The sequence below is a fragment of the Acinetobacter sp. AG3 genome (assembly GCF_022343575.1).
In the GTDB taxonomy this organism is placed as follows: domain Bacteria; phylum Pseudomonadota; class Gammaproteobacteria; order Pseudomonadales; family Moraxellaceae; genus Acinetobacter; species Acinetobacter guillouiae.
Window position 1 is genome coordinate 1,780,655 of sequence record NZ_JAKQZD010000001.1, and the last position, 18,287, is coordinate 1,798,941.

Below are 18,287 nucleotides of genomic sequence, written 5' to 3' on the forward strand. Positions count from 1 at the left end.
GTGTGATTTCTAATCATGGTTATCTATACGCATAGGAACACATGTTGAATGATTCAACATTTTTAGAAAAGCTAGAAAGCAAAATATGGAACCGCACATCGAGATGATTTGTGCTGAAAATACAAGGATATTGCCATGAAAACATTGGAACAAGCCTACCAAGAATTCGATTATGAAAAACTAATCAATGAGCAACTGGTTGGCAACCCACAGTCAATCAATGCCTATATCGAGTGCTGCGAGCGTTTTGTCGGTTTAAATAAAGTGGCTTTGATCTGGGAAGGCAAAAACGGTGAGTCTTCACAATGGACCTTTGAACAACTGGCACAAGCATCAGGAAAATTAGCCAATTATTTACACTCGCTAGGCTTAAAAACTGGTGATTGTATTGCTGGCTTATTACCACGCACTCCAGAATTACTGATCACCATATTGGCAACTTGGCGTATCGGAGCAATTTATCAGCCCTTATTTACCGCCTTTGAATCAAAAGCGATTGAGCATCGCGTAGCAACAGCCAATACCCAACTGATCATCACTAACACTGAACAACGTCCAAAATTAAACGGGATTGAACTTCCCAATATTCTGACTGTTCATCCACAAGATTTTGCAACAACAAAGGATGCAGATTTTTGGCAAGAGCTAGCAGGTCAATCAGCTGAATGTGCACCCGTTATGTTGAGTTTTACTGATGATTTTTTAATGATGTTTACCTCTGGAACAACAGGTTTGGCAAAATCGGTTCCAGTACCATTAAAAGCGATTTTGGCCTTTAAAGAATATATGCGTCACGCCGTTGATTTACGTGAAGATGATTCATTTTGGAACCTTGCGGATCCAGGTTGGGCATATGGTCTATATTATGGTATTGCTGGCCCATTGGGATTGGGACACAGTATTATCATGGATGAACGGGCATTTAGTGTCGACCATGCTTTGGAAATTATTCAAAAATACCAAGTCAGTAATCTTACCGGTTCACCGACAGCATTTCGTATGTTCTTTGGCTTTAAAGAAAAATTTAATGCTTCAATCAAAGCGCATTTACGTGCAGTCAGCAGTGCGGGTGAACCTTTAACACCTGAAGTAATTCATTGGTTTAATCATGACTTAAATGTCAATATTTATGACCAATATGGGCAGACAGAATTAGGTATGGTGATTGGTAACCATCATGCTTTAGCACATGCAATAAAAGTCGGCTCAGCAGGCTTTGCTAATCCTGGTCATCGTTTTGCAGTGTTAAATCAAGACAACCAAGAAGTTGAACGAGGTGAGATTGGAACGCTAGCAATTGACTTCTCTCAATCGCCACTCACATGGTTTAAAGGTTATGGTGGAAATAATCGTAAATCCTTCGTTGATCATTATTACTTAACTGGGGATACTGTTCGTTTGAATGAATTAGGTGGGGTTGATTTTATTGGTCGTGCAGACGATGTCATTACAACTTCAGGTTATCGTGTTGGGCCATTTGATGTAGAAAGTACCCTTTTGGAATGTGTTGAAGTTTTAGAGTCTGCCGTGATTGGTAAACCTGATCCAGAAAGAACAGAGATCGTAAAAGCTTTTGTTGTGCTCAAGCCTCAGTTCACGGGTTGTCACCAATTGAATGCGAAATTACAAGAATATGTACGTTCTCGATTATCTAAGCATTCTTACCCACGTGAAATTGAGTTTGTTGAAAGCTTACCCAAAACATCTAGTGGCAAAATTCAACGTAATTTATTGAAGCAACAAGAAGTGGCTAAATTACAGCAAATGCAATTGCAGGCTTAATATCTTTTAAAGTTCCATGCTTTGCACCCGAAAGGGTGCTTTTTTATGATCAGCATAAGATCCCGTATTTCTAAGGTCTTTATAACAATTTTAGTCCACTTTACCTGTGATATTTTTTGTCTAAATAATAAATGGATCAAATAGAATGATTCAAATTCACGATATTGTCATTAATAAAAATTAATCTGCTTTAAATTTCAACAAACGTTAAAAATTATGCAAAATTTAAAACCACATACACTTTGTTTAAGCCTTGCACTATTGGGCTGTTCATTTCCAAGCTATGCACAATTGATGTTTAGCCAATACATTGATGGCACAGGAAGTAGAAAAGGATTAGAAATTTATAATCCAGATGCATCAACCGTCAACCTTGCTGATTATCAAATTCAGCTATATAGCAATGGTAAAACAACTCCTACAACTGTTGATTTACAAGGAACACTTGCGACCAAAGCCAAATTTATTGTGGGCAGTACTGAATTACAGGCAGAAATTGGTAATAAATTAAATCAAGTTGCAAATGCTTTGTCATTTAATGGCGATGATGCCTTGGTCCTTGTGTATAAAGGAACAGCTGTAGATCGTTTTGGGCGGATTGGGGAAAGACCTGCAAGTGGCGGTTGGGGGACCACAATCACCAGTGCTGGAAATAGCCTAAGCAGAATAAAAAATAAAAATGATGTCAGCGCTGTAGATCCAAATAGTGCCTTTGATTTGGACAGTGAGTGGAGCAAATGGTCAGATCGTAATGCATTCAGTAGCTATTTAGGTACTGGTACAACGACACCGCCAATCACTGCAATCAGTTGTAGTGCTGCTGATACTGCAATTGCAGATTTACAATCTGCGGCACAAAACCAACAATATGTGGTTCGAGGTGTCATTACTGCGGATTATCGCTATCAAAATGGTTTTTCAGGTTTCTATATTCAAACCCCTGACAGTAAAGCTAAAGCAAATTTAAGCAATGCGATCTTTGTCTATCTCCCTGCTGCAAGCACAATCACTGGCGGTAAAGTGGGTGAAGAAGTGATTCTGAAAGGGCGTTTAACCAATTATGAAAATCAATTGCAAATTGATCAACTGAGCAGCAATATTCAAACCTGTAATAATCAAGCCGCAAGTTTGGTGAGTTCTACTCCGATTCAACTGCCATTTTCAAGTTTAACCGATGCTACAGGCAATGCACCTAAGCGCTATCAAGGCATGTTGGTGAAAATTCCTCAAACCCTAACGGTTAGCGAGAATTATGATTATGGTCGATATGGTCAATTGTCTTTAAGTTTGGGACGTTTATATATCCCAACCAATTTATATCCTGCGAAATCCAATGAAGCGGTTGCTTTAGCAAAACAAAATCTATTGTCTAAGATTATCTTGGATGATGGTTATAACAATCAAAACAGAACACCATGGTTGCCACAAACATTTAATGCGGCAAACACTTTACGTACAGGCTATCAGCTTAAAAATGTTGAAGGGATTTTGGAATACCGTTTTAATGCTTGGCGTATTCAACCGATTCAAAACAAAGCTTTGCCTGAGGTTGTCAAAGACAGCAATCTGCGGAATTCAACCGTCTTGGCAAAAGAGACTAAACAGGTTCGTGTTGCCGCATTTAACGTCCTAAATTATGACAATTCGCCGCTGATTGGTGTTAAACCAGATCGTGGTGCAAACACCGAGACAGAATTTAATCGTCAACATGCCAAAATAGTCAGTGCGATTAAAACCATTGATGCAGATGTTTATGGCTTAATGGAAATTGCCAACAATGGTTATGGCGAAAAAAGTGCTGTGAATTACTTAACCAAAGCTTTAGGTGCAGATTGGAAATATGTCATCCCACCGAATATGGATAAGTTAGGTACTGATGTGATTGCAGTTGCGATTATTTATAATAGCAAACGTGTAAAACCTGTTGGTAATCCTGTGGTATATGATGATTTGACACAGAAAAACCGAGTCACGATGGCACAAAGCTTCCAAGCAGTAACGGGAGGAAAAACCTTTACTGTTGTACCAAATCACTTAAAGTCTAAAGGTAGTTGTCCTGACGATAAAACCTCACCAGAAGCAAACCAAGGTGATGGTCAAGGCTGTTGGAATCCGACTCGTGTTACTGCAGTACAAAAATTGATTCAGTGGATTGCAACCAACCCGACCAAAGCTGAAAAACCAAATTATTTATTGGTTGGGGATATGAACAGTTATGCCAAAGAAGATCCAATCTTGGCATTTGAAAAAGCCAACTACAAAATATTGCTAAATGATGAAAAAGTAGGGCAAGGTAAATCTGCATATAGCTATGTCTTTGGTGTGGCCAGTGATGCAACCGGGAATGGTGGTGCGGGTAATTTAGATCATGCAATTGCAGATGCAAACTTATACCCAATGGTTAAACGTACTTTTGCATGGCATATCAATGCTGATGAACCAACAGCATTAGACTACAATGAAGAATATAAAACTGAAGAACAAATTGCTTCTTTCTATGCGCCAGATGCTTTCCGTTCTTCTGATCACGATCCGGTTATTGTTGATTTAGATTTAAATGAATCAAGTGGTACTACAGGTGGGCATAAGAGCAGTGGGGGCAGTACGGGACTGTGGTCTTTATTTGGACTGATGTTGCTTACAGCGAGCTCAGTATTAGCGCGTTCAAAAAAGAAATCCTAATACGCGATATCTTTTTAAAGAGAAACTAGTGATCTAGTTTCTCTTTTTTTATGCTTTTATAAAACTATATAACATAAAAAATTGCACCAACTGATTTAAGACAGAATCTCTTCATAGATCAAGCGAATGATATTGGTCGAAATACTATTTCATTCATCTAAATCATTCGGTTTTATCTTTCAACGGTACTATGGCTCGGATCACGGTAAAACCCTGCTGAGAATGGATTTCAAAACTACCTCCAATTCTTTTTACTCGCACTTGCATACTCTGCAAACCCACATGCAAACCAGCTTGAACCTGATCAACTTCAAAGCCAATGCCATTGTCTTGAATGGTTAACACGAGTTGTTGTCGTTCATCTTCAACCAACGAAACTTCGACATCAGTTGCATGGCTATGTTTTACAATATTGGTTAAGGCTTCTTCTGCGACACGAGAAAAGGTTAAACAAATCAATGCAAGCGGTTTATGTTTCCATTTTTCTGCAAAAATCCAAGTCGATTCAATTTCCATTTCTTCGAAAATTTGTATAAAACGATGACGCAATGGCGCAACCCACATCACTGGACTTTCAGGTATTTTTGCCCCAGCACTGCTTCCTGAGTCAATCACTTGGCGTAAGTCATTTCTTAACAGTTTAAACATAGAGATCACTTGTTGTTTTTCAATATGTTCACTGTGATCCAGTATAATCATCGAGCGAACAATTGAACCACCTAGTCCATCATGTAATTCATGGGACAGGTTTAGACGCTCTTGCAACCGCATATTATCGATTTCAAGTTGGTACTTTTTATCTAAAGATTGTTCTAAGTCAAACGTGACTTTTTCAATAGTTTCTTCAAGCGTCTGATTAAATTTTTCAATACGTCCAACATTCTGCGAAATACGATAAGCCAAGATAAACGAAATCGCTAAGCTGGTAATTGGTGCAGCCAATGGCGTCCAATAGAGCGTCTGATCCAGATGATGGATCATGCTATAAAAATCATGAACAATAATAAGTAAATAGATGAGGAAAATAAACGCAAGCAGGAGAATGTCCATCTTTCTACGTTTAAAAGCAATCCACTGAAAAAACAAGCAGTTAAAAATAAATACCATGCCAGAATAGAAAAAGACAGAGGATAAGCTAGGTTCTAGATAATTGATCGGTGTCAATAGCAATGCTGCAATCGCGATTATAGAGGTCAATAAAAGTAAACGTTCTAAATACGGATAATGGCGATTGGCAAAACGCCAAGCAAATAAACAGAGGCAATAGGTATATCCGACTAAAAATACCAGATTTAGACGTGCTGTTAAGATACTGTCGGTAAAAGGAAGAGGAATGGTCGAAATAATATTATAGGCAAACAATACCCATAAAAATGAAGTTAAACCAAACCACCCAAAGGCTTTTTCTTGGCGTCGAAATAGCCATATGGTAAAACCTGTAGTTCCCACCACAAAGGTAATAATAATATTGATAAAAAATAAAGTTCGCCGTTCAAAAACCAACTGATCCTGTTGATTGGCGATATCTTCGGCCTGACCAAATTTAATTTTTCCTAGGCCTGAATGTTGTGATGCAACCCCTACAACACGGACTAAAATTTCATTTTGTTGGTTTTGAATAGATGTAGCAGGAAGTACCCAATACCTTGGCATATTCCAACTTCTTGACAATGGCTCTACTAAGGATTTGTCTTTCCATAACAGTTCATTATTGCTATAGACAGCTCCTGCAATATTGATTCGTTCAATCAGCAAGGCGACAGGTTGATTTTCCTGATCGCACTGATATTGCCATTTGATTTTATACCAAGCAGTGCCTGTGTAGTTATTCCAGCGCGTTTCCCAGTCATCTGGCAAGGTGACTGTTTTCCATCCCTGTTGGGGAACCTGTTCAAGATTTGCAAGCGCTTGAGCAACTTGTATGCTTTGGATTTGAAAGTGGCAGGCTGCATCTGTTGTATTGGACTGACCTGTTAAGGCTGCACCAGCAAAAGCAAAATGCTGGGTCAAACTTAGCATAAGACCGAACAACCCGATTAATTTTAGAATTAGTCGAGTAATCCTAAGTTGCGTGCTGTATCGATGGCTTTGGCTCTGTTGCATACCGCAAGTTTCCGATAAATATGTTTAATATGAGATTCAACGGTATAACGGGATAAATTGAGTTGATCTGCAATTTCCTTATTGCTTAAACCTTGAGAAACCAGTTCTAAAATTCCCAATTCTCTTTTGGATAATACACTGTCCTGATCAGTGACTTTCTGACAGGGTGCAGTTTTATTTGAATTATTTTTTTCATTAAAGTGTAGTTGTTTTAAAATTTTTTGAGCAATAAATGGATCAATCGGCGCTCCACCACGCAAGACACTTTTGATCGAAAGAGAAACTTCTAAGTCATCTCTTTCTTTGAGCACATAGCCTGTTGCACCTGCACTTAGTGCATTGAGGATCGCATCTTCAGTGCTCCATGCAGAGATCACTAAAATCATGATGGTTGGATCATAGTTTTTTAAAATTTCAATAAACTCAATTCCATTACCATCAGGCAAGCCCAAATCAACCAATGCAAAAGAGGCTGAGTGTATACTGAGTTGTTCTTTGGCTTGAGCTAAACTTTGGGCAAAACGTAAATCTGCAATTGAGTACCCTAGATTAATTAATATGTCAGTCAGTCTTTTTTGTATAAGCGGCTCATCTTCTACGATGATGACTGGAACAGGTAAACTTAACTCATTGTTCATGATGTAAAAAACTCGCCCATGTCTATTGGACTTAGTTTTTCAGATATTGATGGCTTAATCTATACCTGATAATAGGTATTTTTAGTATTTAATTCAGTGATTAGGAATGAATATTCAGTTTATTACAATCGCGTTTTAACGCACTTACTAAGTATCAAATGATGCCTAAAGTCAATTTATTGAGACCAAGTTAACTTTTTGAGATAAGATTATTGAGACAAGTTAAGTAAATATTCAAATTTTAGTAGATAAAAATCACAATTTAACAGCAAAATATCGGTTATATTCGCTGAATAATGGATTATTTTTATAATGGATGTAGCTTACGATGATTAAATTCCTTAGAAATTTGGCAGTGATACAATGCATTGCGATTACCATTTTGGCTATTGTTCTTTACCTGTATTAAACGCTGATCATCACTGCCTTAAGAAAAATAAAGCTGTTTATTTTACCGCACTAAATTGATCAACCAAGCTACGACTTGCTTCATTCATCCCTATAATTTCAACCTGAACGTTATTTTGCAGAAACTTGTTTTGTACCTGATTGAGCATACTGACAGAGGTAATATCCCAAATATGGGCATGGGTTAAATCGATAATGACATGATCAACAGATTCATTAAAATCAAAAAACTGAAAGAATTTTTCTGAACTGCTAAAGAAAATTTGCCCAAAAATTTCATATTTACGGGTCGTGCTGTTCAATAGATGAGATTGGACACGCACTGCATTTTCTAATTTATTGACCAAGAAAAGTGCAGATAAAAGTACACCAATTAACACACCTAAAGCTAAGTTATGCGTCATCAGTACAATGACCACCACCGCAAGCATCACGCTATTGCTTTGTTTGGGATGTTTTGAAAAGTTTTTGACTGAGTCCCAGTTGAATGTAGTAAAAGCCACCATAATCATAATTGCCACCAGTGCCGCCATTGGAATATAAGACAGCCATTCTTTTAAAAAGACCACTAAACACAGTAAAAAAACACCAGCAACCAAGGTCGATAAGCGAGTTCGTGCACCAGAAGACACATTGATAATCGATTGTCCAATCATGGCACAGCCTGCCATACCCCCCATAAACCCACTGACCATATTGGCGATGCCTTGGCCACGGCATTCTTTATGACGATCGCCTTCCGTTTGGGTCACTTCATTAACAATCGTGGTGGTCATCATGGTTTCGAGTAAACCTACGGTGGCCAAGGTGATGGCATAAGGAAAAATAATTTTTAAGGTATCGAGGTTAAGTGGAATGTCTGGAATTAAAAACAGCGGTAAAGTGTCTGGAAATTTTCCTAAATCACTGACTGTACGCATATCTGCACCCAAAAATAAGGCAGCGAAACTCAATATAATAATGCACACCAAAGGCGAGGGAATGAGTTGACCGATTTTGGGAATATAGGGGAAAAGATAAACCACCCCTAAGCCAAAGGCGACAAATAGATACGCCGTCAAATCCATACGTTGTAATTCAGGAATCTGTGCCACAAAGATGAGAATAGCCAACGCATTAACAAAACCATAGACGACAGACTGTGAAACAAAGCGCATCAGTTTTGCAACTTTAAAATAGCCAGCAAGAATCTGAAGAATTCCAGTCAAAATTGTGGTGGCAAATAAATACTGTAAACCATGATCTTTGACGAGAGTAACCATCAGCAACGCCATTGCGCCTGTGGCTGCGGAAATCATTGCGGTACGCCCACCGAAGAAAGCAATGCTCACTGCAATACAAAATGATGCATACAGGCCGACTTGTGGATCTACGCCTGCAATTGCAGAAAAAGCGATTGATTCAGGAATAAGTGCCAAGCCTACGACCATTCCAGCAAGTACATCTGTACGAATATTGGAAAACCATTCCGCTTTTTTTAGACTAATCACTATAAACCTTTCATCATTCTTTAAAGATGCGTATGTTAAAACATCTCTTAGTGAAAAAGCAGTTAACTTTGACTTGAAAAAGTCTTCATTTTGTTGAATATTCAAGTTATAGCTGATTTTATAAATTTATGCTTTTTGCAATTTTATGTTTTACGACTTGAAATTGTGATCTGAGCCATTTACAACTTAAACAGTCATATAACAAGGATTAGATATGAAATTATATTATTCACCAGGTGCATGTTCTTTAGCTGCCCATATTTTACTCAACGAAATTAATGTTGATTTTGATCTAGAACGTGTTGATTTAAAAACGCATAAAACAGAAAAGGGCGCAGATTATTACGAAATCAATCCAAAAGGCTATGTACCCGCATTAGAAATCAATCCAGGTTTACTTTTGACTGAAAATGTTGCAGTACTGCCTTTTATTGCACAACACGACCCTAAACAGGATTTGATCCCACCATCAGGTTTGGGACGTGCTAAAGTTTTAGAATGGTTGGGTTATTTAAACTCAGAGTTGCATGATGAATATGCCGTCTTCTTTGACCCAGCGATCACTGAAGATGAAAAAGTACGTGGCTATGCAACCATAGATAAAATGTTGAAATATATAGATGACTATCTTGCAGAGTCTGAATACGATTATTTGGTCAATGACCGCTTTGGTCCTGCTGATGCCTACTTGTTTGTACTGACAAATTGGTCGAATTCAATTCATCATGATCTAACCCCATTTACCAATATTGTGGCATTACGCAATAAAGTCGCTGAACGTCAATCTGTACAGATTGCAATGCGTGATGAAGGTTTAATTCCTTAAGTATGCTTGAATTGATATACAAAGCACCTACGGGTGCTTTTTTATTGAATTGATTAATGTGAAATGGACAGAAACAGGGAAAGGTGTTTATTGTTGATTTTTAGTCAATAATGTTTTGCTTATTTTTGCATTTTTTGCGATAAAAATAAGCTCTATAGTTGCGCCATAAATCAAGCGTATTGGCAAAACATAGGTAAACAATGAGTAATATCTTAATCGTAAATGGTGCGAAACAGTTTGCACATTCAAATGGTGAATTAAACGATACCCTAACTGGTTTGGGTGAAGACGTGCTTAGCGATTTGGGACACAGTGTAAAAGTGACACGTACCGATGCAAATTACGATGCTCAAGAAGAAGTAGAGAAATATCTCTGGGCGGATGTTGTGATTTATCAAATGCCAGGTTGGTGGATGGGTGCACCATGGACCATGAAAAAATATATTGATGATGTTTTTACCGCTGGTCATGGCAGTTTATATGCCAACGATGGTCGTAGCCGTTCTGATGCTACCAAGAAATATGGCTCAGGTGGTTTGATTCAGGGGAAAAAGTATATGTTGTCGTTAACTTGGAATGCACCCTTGCAAGCGTTTGATGATCCTGAGCAATTTTTCCATGGTGTTGGTGTAGATGGTGTGTATTTACCTTTTCATAAAGCCAATCAATTCTTAGGGATGCAAAGCTTAGAAACATTTATTGTCAATGATGTGATTAAAGCACCACAAATTGCGCAATATGAACAGGCATATCGCCAACATTTACAGCAGCTTTTTGCTTAAGCAAACTGGAATTTTGAGTATCTCATTTAAAAAATTTAAGGAGTCTAAAATGTTGACCATTGTCGCTGAAATCCGTGCATATCCAAATGGATTACACAAAGATAAAATTATCCAAGCATTTAAGAAAATTACCCCGACAGTATTACAAGAGCAAGGCTGTCATGGTTATCAGCTATTGGTCGACGCTGGTGTTGATGTAAGTTATCAAAGCAAGGATTCTGATTTGATCGTGATGCTTGAAAAATGGGAAAATATTGAGCATCTCAATGCACACTTACAAACTGAGCATATGCAAGCGTATCAACTTGAAGTAAAAGAGCATGTTGCTGATGTTAAAATCCGTATTTTAGAACATGGATTTTAAAGTTAATTCACTATTATGAGGTTCATTCTCGCTTTGGGAGAAGGCTAAGGGGGGGGATTCTTTTATGTTGAATTATTGTTTTTAAAAAATAATTTATAAAGACATCTATCATTGAACATAACGCCCAAAGTTGATTTGCTCAAGTTTGAGCAAAGGTGCTTTCTTTAATTTTGACCAGGATATTTTTGGTGTATTTTTGCGATCAAGTTCTTGCGTACTTGTGACATTTTTGATTTTCCCTGTTAAAAAATTAGTACTTTCAGTTCGACTGTCACCTGATGGTATATCGAAATAATGTAAATCATAGCCGATCAGATCGAATGATGGGCTTTGATAGCGGAAAGTATAAATATTATTAAAGACCTCCCATGAATTACAACGAAACGAGTAATTTAATGTGATCTTAAGTTGTCCATTCTGGATGATTGGTGAATTGTCTACAATCAATGGATCGATAAGGCAAGGGCGTTCATTGTTGCTTTCTCTAGGGAGTGAAGAATTACTGGTGATAAGGCGGTAAGTTTGAGCGTCTTTAAATAGAACTAATAATTTTCGCTCATTTTGGTTAAGTTGAAGATTTGCTGGCTTTTTATGATTGAATTTATTTTTAACAATATTTACGGGATCCGTATTTTCAATAATCAGCACCATATCTGCTTGTTGATCACCATTTAAGTCACCTTGAACTTTACTTAGTATTTTCCAATCTTTAGGCATGAAAGCTTGAACATCAGCTCCAGTATCGGTTTCTGCCCAAACTAAGCTTGAGCAGACTGTTAATGTAAAAAATAGAAGTAATAGATTGTTATTTTTTATGGTTTTCTTCCAATTCACTGAATCGTAAATTTGTTGTTAAATTTACGCCTATTTTTAGGCATCTCTCCAAGCGATCACTTTTGATTACCTTGTCTTAGCTAATTTTTTATGGCAAATATCGAGTCCTCTTCGATACCTTTATTCTCAGAATAATATGGCATATTTATGAATCGTTGGTAGATACGAAACGTGTTTTATTCAAACTCGCCGTAGTCTTTAAAATTGATCTGCTCAAGTTTAAGTGAATAACTGTTCTTTAATTTGGACCAAGAAACTTGCTTAGCTTGATCCTGATTTTCAAACTCACCACCACCTGTAGTGTTTTTAATTTTACCTGTTAGAAAATTGATACTTTTCGCACTGGTTTCACCAGATGCACGATGGAAGTAATCTGTATCGTAACCAATCAGCTTAAAAGACTGGTTTTGATAACGGAAAGTAAAAGCATTGTTATAGACAGACCATGAACCACAACTGAGCCAATAATGTAAATTAATTTTAACTAATCCATTTTTGATGGTGAGTGGATCGCCTTCACTTAGAGGGTCAGCAAGACAAGGTGATTCTTTATCTCCCTCAGTAGGAAGCGAGTAATTACTTGCAACAAGACGATAGCCTTGAGGGGCTTTAAATAAAATTAATAACTTTCGATTGTTTAAATTCAGCTGAGGATTACCTAATCCCTCATTTGTCACAATATTTTTTGGATCCGTATTTTCAATAATTAAAGCAAGATCTGTAAGCTTATCACCATTTAAGTCACCTTGTACTTTACTCAACACTTTCCAGTTTTTAGGGATAAATGATTGATAGTCAGCTTTGGGGTTGGTGTCTGCCCAAATCAAAGTTGAGCATGTTGTTAATGCACAAAATAAAATTAATTCAGTTTTGTTTTTCATTATTTTTCTCCAATAAATTGAACGCTAAAGTTATGAATCAATTCTTCACTATCCCAAGGAATATTCTCCAAAGTATAGCTTGTCGAAGTTCTCAGTGTTTTCCAAACAATTTTGGATGGCGTTTCAACTTGTGCAAAGATATTTGGCGTTGTGGTCACTTTGGCTTTGTTGCTTAGAAAGTTAAGGCTGGTTTCTTTTAGTTTGCCACTAATTTTATCTAAATCATAAACATCAAATCCAATGAGATGGAATTGATTGTTCTTTAGTTTAAACCCATAGGTATATATCAAGCCATACGTATTGCTACAGGATGACATGGTATTGAATAACACATCTAAGCGTTGATTTTTTATCGTCAATGAGGAGTCATCTAGAGCATCTTCGATACAGAGTTCTTCTGAACGATAGGTCCAGTTAGGAATTTGTCGACTTAGCTTAAGTTGTAATTGTTGACCTTTTTGAAAAAGCACTAAAAGCTTTCGATTGTGCTGATTTTCATTTTTAGGTTGGATGATGAGGGCAATATCCTTTTTACCATCTTGATTCAAATCACCTTCTGCTTGAGCAAGAATTTCCCAATTGTTTGGGACAAATTTTTGTAATGAGGTAGAAGGCTGATTTGCAAAGCTTAGCGATGAATAAGCGCTCAGGAGCAGGGCGGTATTTATTATTTTATTCATGATCTTTCTCAATGAATTTATCAAGATATTTTGAGCCTAAAAGGACTTCGGAAAATCCTTTTAGGCAATTCAAACGATTATTTAAAGAAATAACCTGTTTCTGGTGAACTCGCATTTGCCATTCGTTTACGTGGCATACGACCCGCCAAATAGGCTTCACGTCCAGCTTCAACCGCTTTTTTCATTGCTGACGCCATTAAAATTGGATGATGTGCAGCGGCAATCGCGGTATTCATCAATACGCCATCGCAACCTAATTCCATTGCAATTGCGGCATCGCTTGCAGTACCTACACCAGCATCAACCAAAACTGGCACTTTGGCATTTTCTTTAATAATTGAAATAGTATGCGGATTTAAAATGCCTAGGCCAGAACCAATTAAGCTACCTAAAGGCATGATCGCAACACAACCCATGCTTTCAAGTTCTTGAGCCACAATAGGGTCATCCGATGTATACACCATCACTTCAAAACCATCTTCAATCAATGTGCGAGCAGCATCAAGTGTCGCTGTTACATTTGGATAAAGGGTTTTCTCATCACCTAATACTTCCAATTTGACCAGGTTATGGCCATCTAAAAGTTCACGTGCAAGCATACAGGTACGTACTGCGCTATTGGCGTCAAAACAACCCGCTGTGTTCGGTAAGATGGTGTATTTTTCAGGTGGAAGGATTGACAGTAAGTTGGGCTGATCTGGATTTTGCCCAATGTTTACTCGGCGAATCGCTACTGTCACAATTTCAGCGCCACTGGCTTGAATTGCTAAATCAGTTTCTTGCATGTCTTTGTATTTACCCGTACCCACGAGAAGACGAGATTGAAAAGTACGAGAACCGATAATAAGAGGGGAGTTTTCAGTAGGAAAATCTAGCATGGGAGAGCTCCAAATTAGCCGCCACCGACAGCGTGAATGATTTCAATACGGTCTTTTTCAGCAATAGGGGTAAGTTCAAGTTTACTTTTGGAAATGATCATTTCATTCATTTCTACGGCAAAGCGTTTACCTTCGAGTGAAAGTTCCTGAACCAGTTGTAAAAGATTTTGGCAAGCGGTTTCTTGAGGCTCACCATTTAAGAAAATTTGCATATACATTCCATTCGATTGCGCAAATTGTGATGTCTAAAATCAAAATAATTTTATTTAGCGTATTTCAATGCATTCCATGCAAGGACCAGCCAACCTGCAATCATCAGTGCTCCACCAATGGGTGTAATTGCACCTAAACCTCGTGGTAAACCCAGTGCCATGACATAAAGCGAACCGCAGAAAAATAAAATACCAATTTGGATGAGTAAGAAGCTGGCTTTGATTGGAAGTTGAGGGATGACTTTACTGAGAATAGCCAGTGCCAATAGGCCCAGTGCGTGGTAGAAAAAATAATCAGTTGCTGTTTGCCACCATGCCAACTGAGCTTCAGTTGCGTGAGCTTTTAAACCATGTGCGCCAAAGGCACCTAAGATTACTGCAAGCGCTAAATTCAGTGCTGAAATTGCAATCCACATAAGCCAGTCATCTGCATAAATTTGCGCATAACATTAACACAATTTCGAAGCGGGATTAAAGGCAAAATCTATTAAGAATAAAGATTTGACAAAAATATCAGGCAAAATAAAAGGGCATGTCGCCCTTTTATTGAAAATATAAATTATTGGTCTGGTATGCAGACAGTTTTGAAGATTTAGTTGGATGACATGGCAACTTTGATTTTGTCCATGGCATTTTTTTCTAACTGACGAATACGCTCAGCAGAGACATTGTACTCTGCAGCCAGTTCATGCAAGGTCGATTTATCATCATCTAACCAACGGCGCTGTAAGATGTTGCGTGAGCGATCATCCAATTGTTCCATAGCGTTATGCAAAGCTGAAGTACTTTGTTCTTCGTAATCTTCTTCTTCGACTAAACGAGCTGGGTCATAGCGGTTATCTTCGAGATAAAGCGCTGGTGCAACATGAGTTGAACCTTCGTCATCGTCATCACCTTGAGCTTCAAAAGCCGCATCATAAGCGGTTAAACGACCTTCCATTTCCAAGACTTGTTCTGCTGTTACATTTAAGTCGTTGGCAATTGATTGTGCTTCTTCAAGTGTAAGTTTTTTACTTGATTTTTTTAGGCTACGTAAATTAAAAAACAATTTACGTTGCGCTTTGGTGGTCGCAATTTTGACAATACGCCAATTGCGAATCACATATTCATGAATTTCAGCCTTAATCCAGTGCACAGCAAAAGACACCAAACGCACGCCCATATTTGGGTCAAAGCGTTTAACTGCTTTCATTAAACCGAGATTACCTTCTTGAATTAAATCACCTTGTGGCAAACCATAGCCCGCATAACTGCGCGCAATATGCACCACAAAACGTAAGTGAGACATCACTAACATTTTCGCAGCATCTAAATCTTGATCGTAAAAATAGCGATCAGCTAACTCTTTTTCTTGTTCAGCTGTCAAGATTGGAATCTGATTTACGGTGCTGATATAAGCACCTAAGTTAACACCTGGTGCAGATAAGGACAGGGGCATCAACTGATTGCTGCTGTCACTCATGGGTTCTCCTTATAGGAATTTCGTTGTATAGCTAATGCATTCATCTTAATTCGAATATTGTACATAAGTAAGGAAATTTGGGTATCGAAATGTAAAAATATATGCAAATTTGCAAAAAATAATTTGAATTGAAAATAATTAAGATTCAATTAAGTAATGAAATTCATGCTCTGATCGTTTAGTCAATTGGCAAGAAATCTTGTTGATCTCGCAATAACGCTTAATATCAATTTCACTGTGCGGATCAGAGGACATTAAAAGAAATATTTGATGAGGCAATGCTCTTTTTAATTCACGCTTTAACATTAATAGAGGCATTGGACAGGGTTTACCCATACAATTTATTTCAATCGCTGTCTGACCTAAAGGTTCATTCATTTTTTGGCAAGGTAACAACAGGGTTATGGAACACATATTTTACCAAGTTTATTGAAACACCCCAACAAAAATTGGAATATTCTTCAACAAATAAAAAATAATCGTGAAGCTGTTTAAAAAACACGCTTGATATCGAAAATAATTATCAAAAAAAATTCTATTAATTGTCATAAACCCATGTTAAGCTCGTTGCGTATTTAGGATTTATCAGAAACAATTCTTGTTTTGAAACCCTATTACAAGATGGATGTAACCGGGATTTTGTTAATAGTTTTACAGAATGATTACAAGCTTTGAAATTAGAAAATATTTTAAAACTTTGTTTGCTCTGCTGTTTGCAACACCGGGTGGTCCCTTTTTCTTAATAACTGAGGATTAACTTATGACAGCTCGTGAACAAGGCGTAGTTAAATGGTTCAACGACACTAAAGGCTTCGGCTTTATCCAACGCGCAGGCGGTGATGACGTATTCGTTCATTTCCGTGCTATTCAAGGTGACGGTCATCGTTCACTTCGTGACGGTCAACGCGTTGAATTCAGTGTTGTGCAAGGTCAAAAAGGTTTTCAAGCTGAAGAAGTTCAGCCTTTAGACTAATCTTAAATTTTTAAAATTTAAGTGGCGCTCCAATTTCTTATAAATTGGGGCGTTTTTTGTTTATAATGGGCGCAATTAAAAGTGTCTACAGTTAGAGCTCGTATTTATGTCATCAGGTTTCGAAACCCTTAATTTACATCCGCAACTTAAACAAGCGATTGATGCTTTAGGGTTTAAAGAAATGACCCCAATTCAGCAAAAAGTATTGAAATATACTTTAGCAGGTCATGATGCAATTGGTCGTGCTCAAACCGGCACAGGTAAAACAGCGGCATTTTTAGTCAGTATTATTAATGATTTGCTCACAAACCCAATTAAAGAACAACGTTTCCGTGGTGAACCACGTGCATTGATTCTTGCGCCAACACGTGAACTTGCAATTCAAATTGAAAATGATGCAAAAGATTTAGTCAAATATACCAATCTAAATGTCGTGACTTTGGTTGGCGGCGTTGATTTTGATAAGCAAAGAAAACAACTGGATCAAGGTTTTGTTGATATTTTAGTGGCAACTCCTGGTCGTTTAATTGATTTCACAGAACAAAAAGAAGTTTGGTTAGATCAAATTGAATTTTTGGTGATTGATGAAGCTGACCGTTTATTAGACATGGGCTTTATCCCATCAGTTAAACGGATTGTGCGTTTTTCGCCACGTAAAGAGCAACGTCAAACCTTAATGTTCTCGGCAACATTTAGCTATGATGTTCTCAATCTTGCCCAACAATGGTTATGTGAGCCAGTTACAGTCGAAATCGAACCAGAAAAGAAAACCAACGCTGATGTTGAACAACGTGTATATGTGGTCGAAAAGAAAGATAAATATCGCTTATTGCGCGAAATTTTGGCAGATGAACCCATTGAAAAAGTGATGATCTTTGCCAATCGCCGTGATCAAGTACGTAAACTTTATGATCATTTAAAAGCAGATGGTTATAAGGTGGTGATGCTATCAGGTGAAATAGCGCAAGATAAACGTTTGAAAATGTTAGATCAATTTAAAAATGGTCAGCATAATATTATGATCGCAACGGATGTTGCTGGCCGTGGTATTCATGTTGATGGCGTATCTCATGTGGTGAATTTCACTTTACCTGAACAGTCAGATGATTATGTACATCGTATTGGTCGTACAGGTCGTGCAGGTACACAGGGTGTAAGTATTAGTTTCTTGTCTGAAGATGATGCATTTAATTTACCGACTATTGAGAAAGCGATTGGGCAAAAATTGCCTTTAACGCGACTAGATGGTTATTGCTAAGTTTTTTGTTTCTTTATCGAATTGTGTTTAAAAA

General features: G+C 37.6%; 18 protein-coding genes. 7 read left to right on the forward strand and 11 right to left on the reverse strand.

Going from position 1 to position 18,287, the window contains the following annotated elements; all coding sequences use genetic code 11:
- Window positions 1-135: 135 nt before the first annotated feature.
- Window positions 136-1,782, forward strand: coding sequence for an AMP-binding protein (locus L3V46_RS08190; RefSeq protein WP_239045405.1), 1,647 nt, complete (start codon window positions 136-138; stop codon window positions 1,780-1,782).
- A gap of 216 nt (window positions 1,783-1,998) precedes the next feature.
- Window positions 1,999-4,464 (forward strand): ExeM/NucH family extracellular endonuclease, encoded by a 2,466-nt coding sequence (locus tag L3V46_RS08195; RefSeq protein WP_239045406.1) that lies wholly within the window; start codon window positions 1,999-2,001, stop codon window positions 4,462-4,464.
- Window positions 4,465-4,626: 162 nt separating this feature from the next.
- Here the strand turns inward: L3V46_RS08195 and L3V46_RS08200 are convergent, their stop codons facing one another.
- The 3 genes from L3V46_RS08200 to L3V46_RS08210 form a co-directional block, all read right to left on the reverse strand.
- Window positions 4,627-6,567: an ATP-binding protein gene (locus L3V46_RS08200; RefSeq protein WP_343212636.1), complete on the reverse strand. Its 1,941-nt coding sequence runs from the start codon at window positions 6,565-6,567 to the stop codon at window positions 4,627-4,629.
- Window positions 6,513-7,205: a response regulator transcription factor gene (locus L3V46_RS08205; RefSeq protein WP_096735528.1), complete on the reverse strand. Its 693-nt coding sequence runs from the start codon at window positions 7,203-7,205 to the stop codon at window positions 6,513-6,515. Before L3V46_RS08205 ends, L3V46_RS08200 begins: the two co-directional genes overlap by 55 nt.
- A gap of 446 nt (window positions 7,206-7,651) precedes the next feature.
- A complete protein-coding gene (locus L3V46_RS08210) occupies window positions 7,652-9,103 on the reverse strand; it encodes a SulP family inorganic anion transporter (protein WP_239045408.1) in 1,452 nt (483 codons plus the stop codon).
- Window positions 9,104-9,317: 214 nt separating this feature from the next.
- Between L3V46_RS08210 and L3V46_RS08215 the strand changes: the two genes are divergently transcribed.
- The 3 genes from L3V46_RS08215 (at window position 9,318) to L3V46_RS08225 (ending at window position 11,075) form a co-directional block, all read left to right on the forward strand.
- Window positions 9,318-9,929, forward strand: coding sequence for a glutathione binding-like protein (locus L3V46_RS08215; RefSeq protein ID WP_004719407.1), 612 nt, complete (start codon window positions 9,318-9,320; stop codon window positions 9,927-9,929).
- 200 nt (window positions 9,930-10,129) lie between these two features.
- Window positions 10,130-10,711, forward strand: coding sequence for an NAD(P)H-dependent oxidoreductase (locus tag L3V46_RS08220; RefSeq protein ID WP_239045409.1), 582 nt, complete (start codon window positions 10,130-10,132; stop codon window positions 10,709-10,711).
- Window positions 10,712-10,760: 49 nt separating this feature from the next.
- The gene (locus L3V46_RS08225) at window positions 10,761-11,075 is read left to right on the forward strand and encodes a putative quinol monooxygenase (protein WP_239045410.1); all 315 of its coding nucleotides are present in this window, start codon (window positions 10,761-10,763) and stop codon (window positions 11,073-11,075) included.
- Between the two features lie 108 nt (window positions 11,076-11,183).
- Here the strand turns inward: L3V46_RS08225 and L3V46_RS08230 are convergent, their stop codons facing one another.
- The 8 genes from L3V46_RS08230 to L3V46_RS08265 form a co-directional block, all read right to left on the reverse strand.
- Window positions 11,184-11,891, reverse strand: a complete 708-nt coding sequence (locus tag L3V46_RS08230; RefSeq protein WP_343212684.1) for a hypothetical protein — start codon at window positions 11,889-11,891, stop codon at window positions 11,184-11,186.
- Between the two features lie 194 nt (window positions 11,892-12,085).
- On the reverse strand, window positions 12,086-12,790 hold the full coding sequence (locus L3V46_RS08235; RefSeq protein ID WP_239045412.1) for a hypothetical protein: 705 nt from the start codon (window positions 12,788-12,790) through the stop codon (window positions 12,086-12,088).
- Complete coding sequence (locus L3V46_RS08240) at window positions 12,790-13,470, reverse strand: hypothetical protein (RefSeq protein ID WP_239045413.1); 681 nt, start codon at window positions 13,468-13,470, stop codon at window positions 12,790-12,792. Before L3V46_RS08240 ends, L3V46_RS08235 begins: the two co-directional genes overlap by 1 nt.
- A 77-nt stretch (window positions 13,471-13,547) precedes the next feature.
- Window positions 13,548-14,348, reverse strand: a complete 801-nt coding sequence (locus L3V46_RS08245) for a thiazole synthase (protein ID WP_004719418.1) — start codon at window positions 14,346-14,348, stop codon at window positions 13,548-13,550.
- Window positions 14,349-14,362: 14 nt separating this feature from the next.
- A complete protein-coding gene (gene thiS, locus L3V46_RS08250; protein WP_004719420.1) occupies window positions 14,363-14,560 on the reverse strand; it encodes a sulfur carrier protein ThiS in 198 nt (65 codons plus the stop codon).
- Between the two features lie 50 nt (window positions 14,561-14,610).
- Window positions 14,611-14,976, reverse strand: a complete 366-nt coding sequence (locus L3V46_RS08255) for a DUF423 domain-containing protein (RefSeq protein ID WP_004719421.1) — start codon at window positions 14,974-14,976, stop codon at window positions 14,611-14,613.
- Window positions 14,977-15,152: 176 nt separating this feature from the next.
- The gene (gene rpoH, locus L3V46_RS08260) at window positions 15,153-16,022 is read right to left on the reverse strand and encodes an RNA polymerase sigma factor RpoH (RefSeq protein WP_004719424.1); all 870 of its coding nucleotides are present in this window, start codon (window positions 16,020-16,022) and stop codon (window positions 15,153-15,155) included.
- A 138-nt stretch (window positions 16,023-16,160) separates the two neighbouring features.
- Entirely contained in the window at window positions 16,161-16,400 is a 240-nt protein-coding gene (locus L3V46_RS08265; RefSeq protein ID WP_239045414.1) for a sulfurtransferase TusA family protein, read from the reverse strand.
- A gap of 382 nt (window positions 16,401-16,782) precedes the next feature.
- On the opposite strand from L3V46_RS08265, the gene L3V46_RS08270 reads away from it, so the two are divergent.
- Together L3V46_RS08270 and rhlB are read left to right on the forward strand one after the other, a co-directional pair.
- Window positions 16,783-16,995 (forward strand): cold-shock protein, encoded by a 213-nt coding sequence (locus tag L3V46_RS08270; protein WP_004822370.1) that lies wholly within the window; start codon window positions 16,783-16,785, stop codon window positions 16,993-16,995.
- A 106-nt stretch (window positions 16,996-17,101) separates the two neighbouring features.
- Window positions 17,102-18,253, forward strand: a complete 1,152-nt coding sequence (gene rhlB, locus L3V46_RS08275; protein ID WP_004719428.1) for an ATP-dependent RNA helicase RhlB — start codon at window positions 17,102-17,104, stop codon at window positions 18,251-18,253.
- The last annotated feature ends 34 nt before the right edge of the window (window positions 18,254-18,287 follow it).

Bases quoted from the DNA above. Each gene is read 5' to 3' on its own strand.
- thiS (WP_004719420.1), bottom strand. From the start codon at position 14,560: ATGCAAATTTTCTTAAATGGTGAGCCTCAAGAAACCGCTTGCCAAAAT.
- L3V46_RS08220 (WP_239045409.1), top strand. From the start codon at position 10,130: ATGAGTAATATCTTAATCGTAAATGGTGCGAAACAGTTTGCACATTCA.
- rhlB (WP_004719428.1), top strand. From the start codon at position 17,102: ATGTCATCAGGTTTCGAAACCCTTAATTTACATCCGCAACTTAAACAA.
- L3V46_RS08195 (WP_239045406.1), top strand. From the start codon at position 1,999: ATGCAAAATTTAAAACCACATACACTTTGTTTAAGCCTTGCACTATTG.
- L3V46_RS08225 (WP_239045410.1), top strand. From the start codon at position 10,761: ATGTTGACCATTGTCGCTGAAATCCGTGCATATCCAAATGGATTACAC.
- L3V46_RS08240 (WP_239045413.1), bottom strand. From the start codon at position 13,470: ATGAATAAAATAATAAATACCGCCCTGCTCCTGAGCGCTTATTCATCG.
- L3V46_RS08255 (WP_004719421.1), bottom strand. From the start codon at position 14,976: ATGTGGATTGCAATTTCAGCACTGAATTTAGCGCTTGCAGTAATCTTA.
- L3V46_RS08235 (WP_239045412.1), bottom strand. From the start codon at position 12,790: ATGAAAAACAAAACTGAATTAATTTTATTTTGTGCATTAACAACATGC.
- L3V46_RS08265 (WP_239045414.1), bottom strand. From the start codon at position 16,400: ATGAATGAACCTTTAGGTCAGACAGCGATTGAAATAAATTGTATGGGT.
- L3V46_RS08205 (WP_096735528.1), bottom strand. From the start codon at position 7,205: ATGAACAATGAGTTAAGTTTACCTGTTCCAGTCATCATCGTAGAAGAT.
- L3V46_RS08245 (WP_004719418.1), bottom strand. From the start codon at position 14,348: ATGCTAGATTTTCCTACTGAAAACTCCCCTCTTATTATCGGTTCTCGT.
- L3V46_RS08215 (WP_004719407.1), top strand. From the start codon at position 9,318: ATGAAATTATATTATTCACCAGGTGCATGTTCTTTAGCTGCCCATATT.
- L3V46_RS08190 (WP_239045405.1), top strand. From the start codon at position 136: ATGAAAACATTGGAACAAGCCTACCAAGAATTCGATTATGAAAAACTA.
- L3V46_RS08200 (WP_343212636.1), bottom strand. From the start codon at position 6,567: ATGCAACAGAGCCAAAGCCATCGATACAGCACGCAACTTAGGATTACT.
- L3V46_RS08270 (WP_004822370.1), top strand. From the start codon at position 16,783: ATGACAGCTCGTGAACAAGGCGTAGTTAAATGGTTCAACGACACTAAA.
- rpoH (WP_004719424.1), bottom strand. From the start codon at position 16,022: ATGAGTGACAGCAGCAATCAGTTGATGCCCCTGTCCTTATCTGCACCA.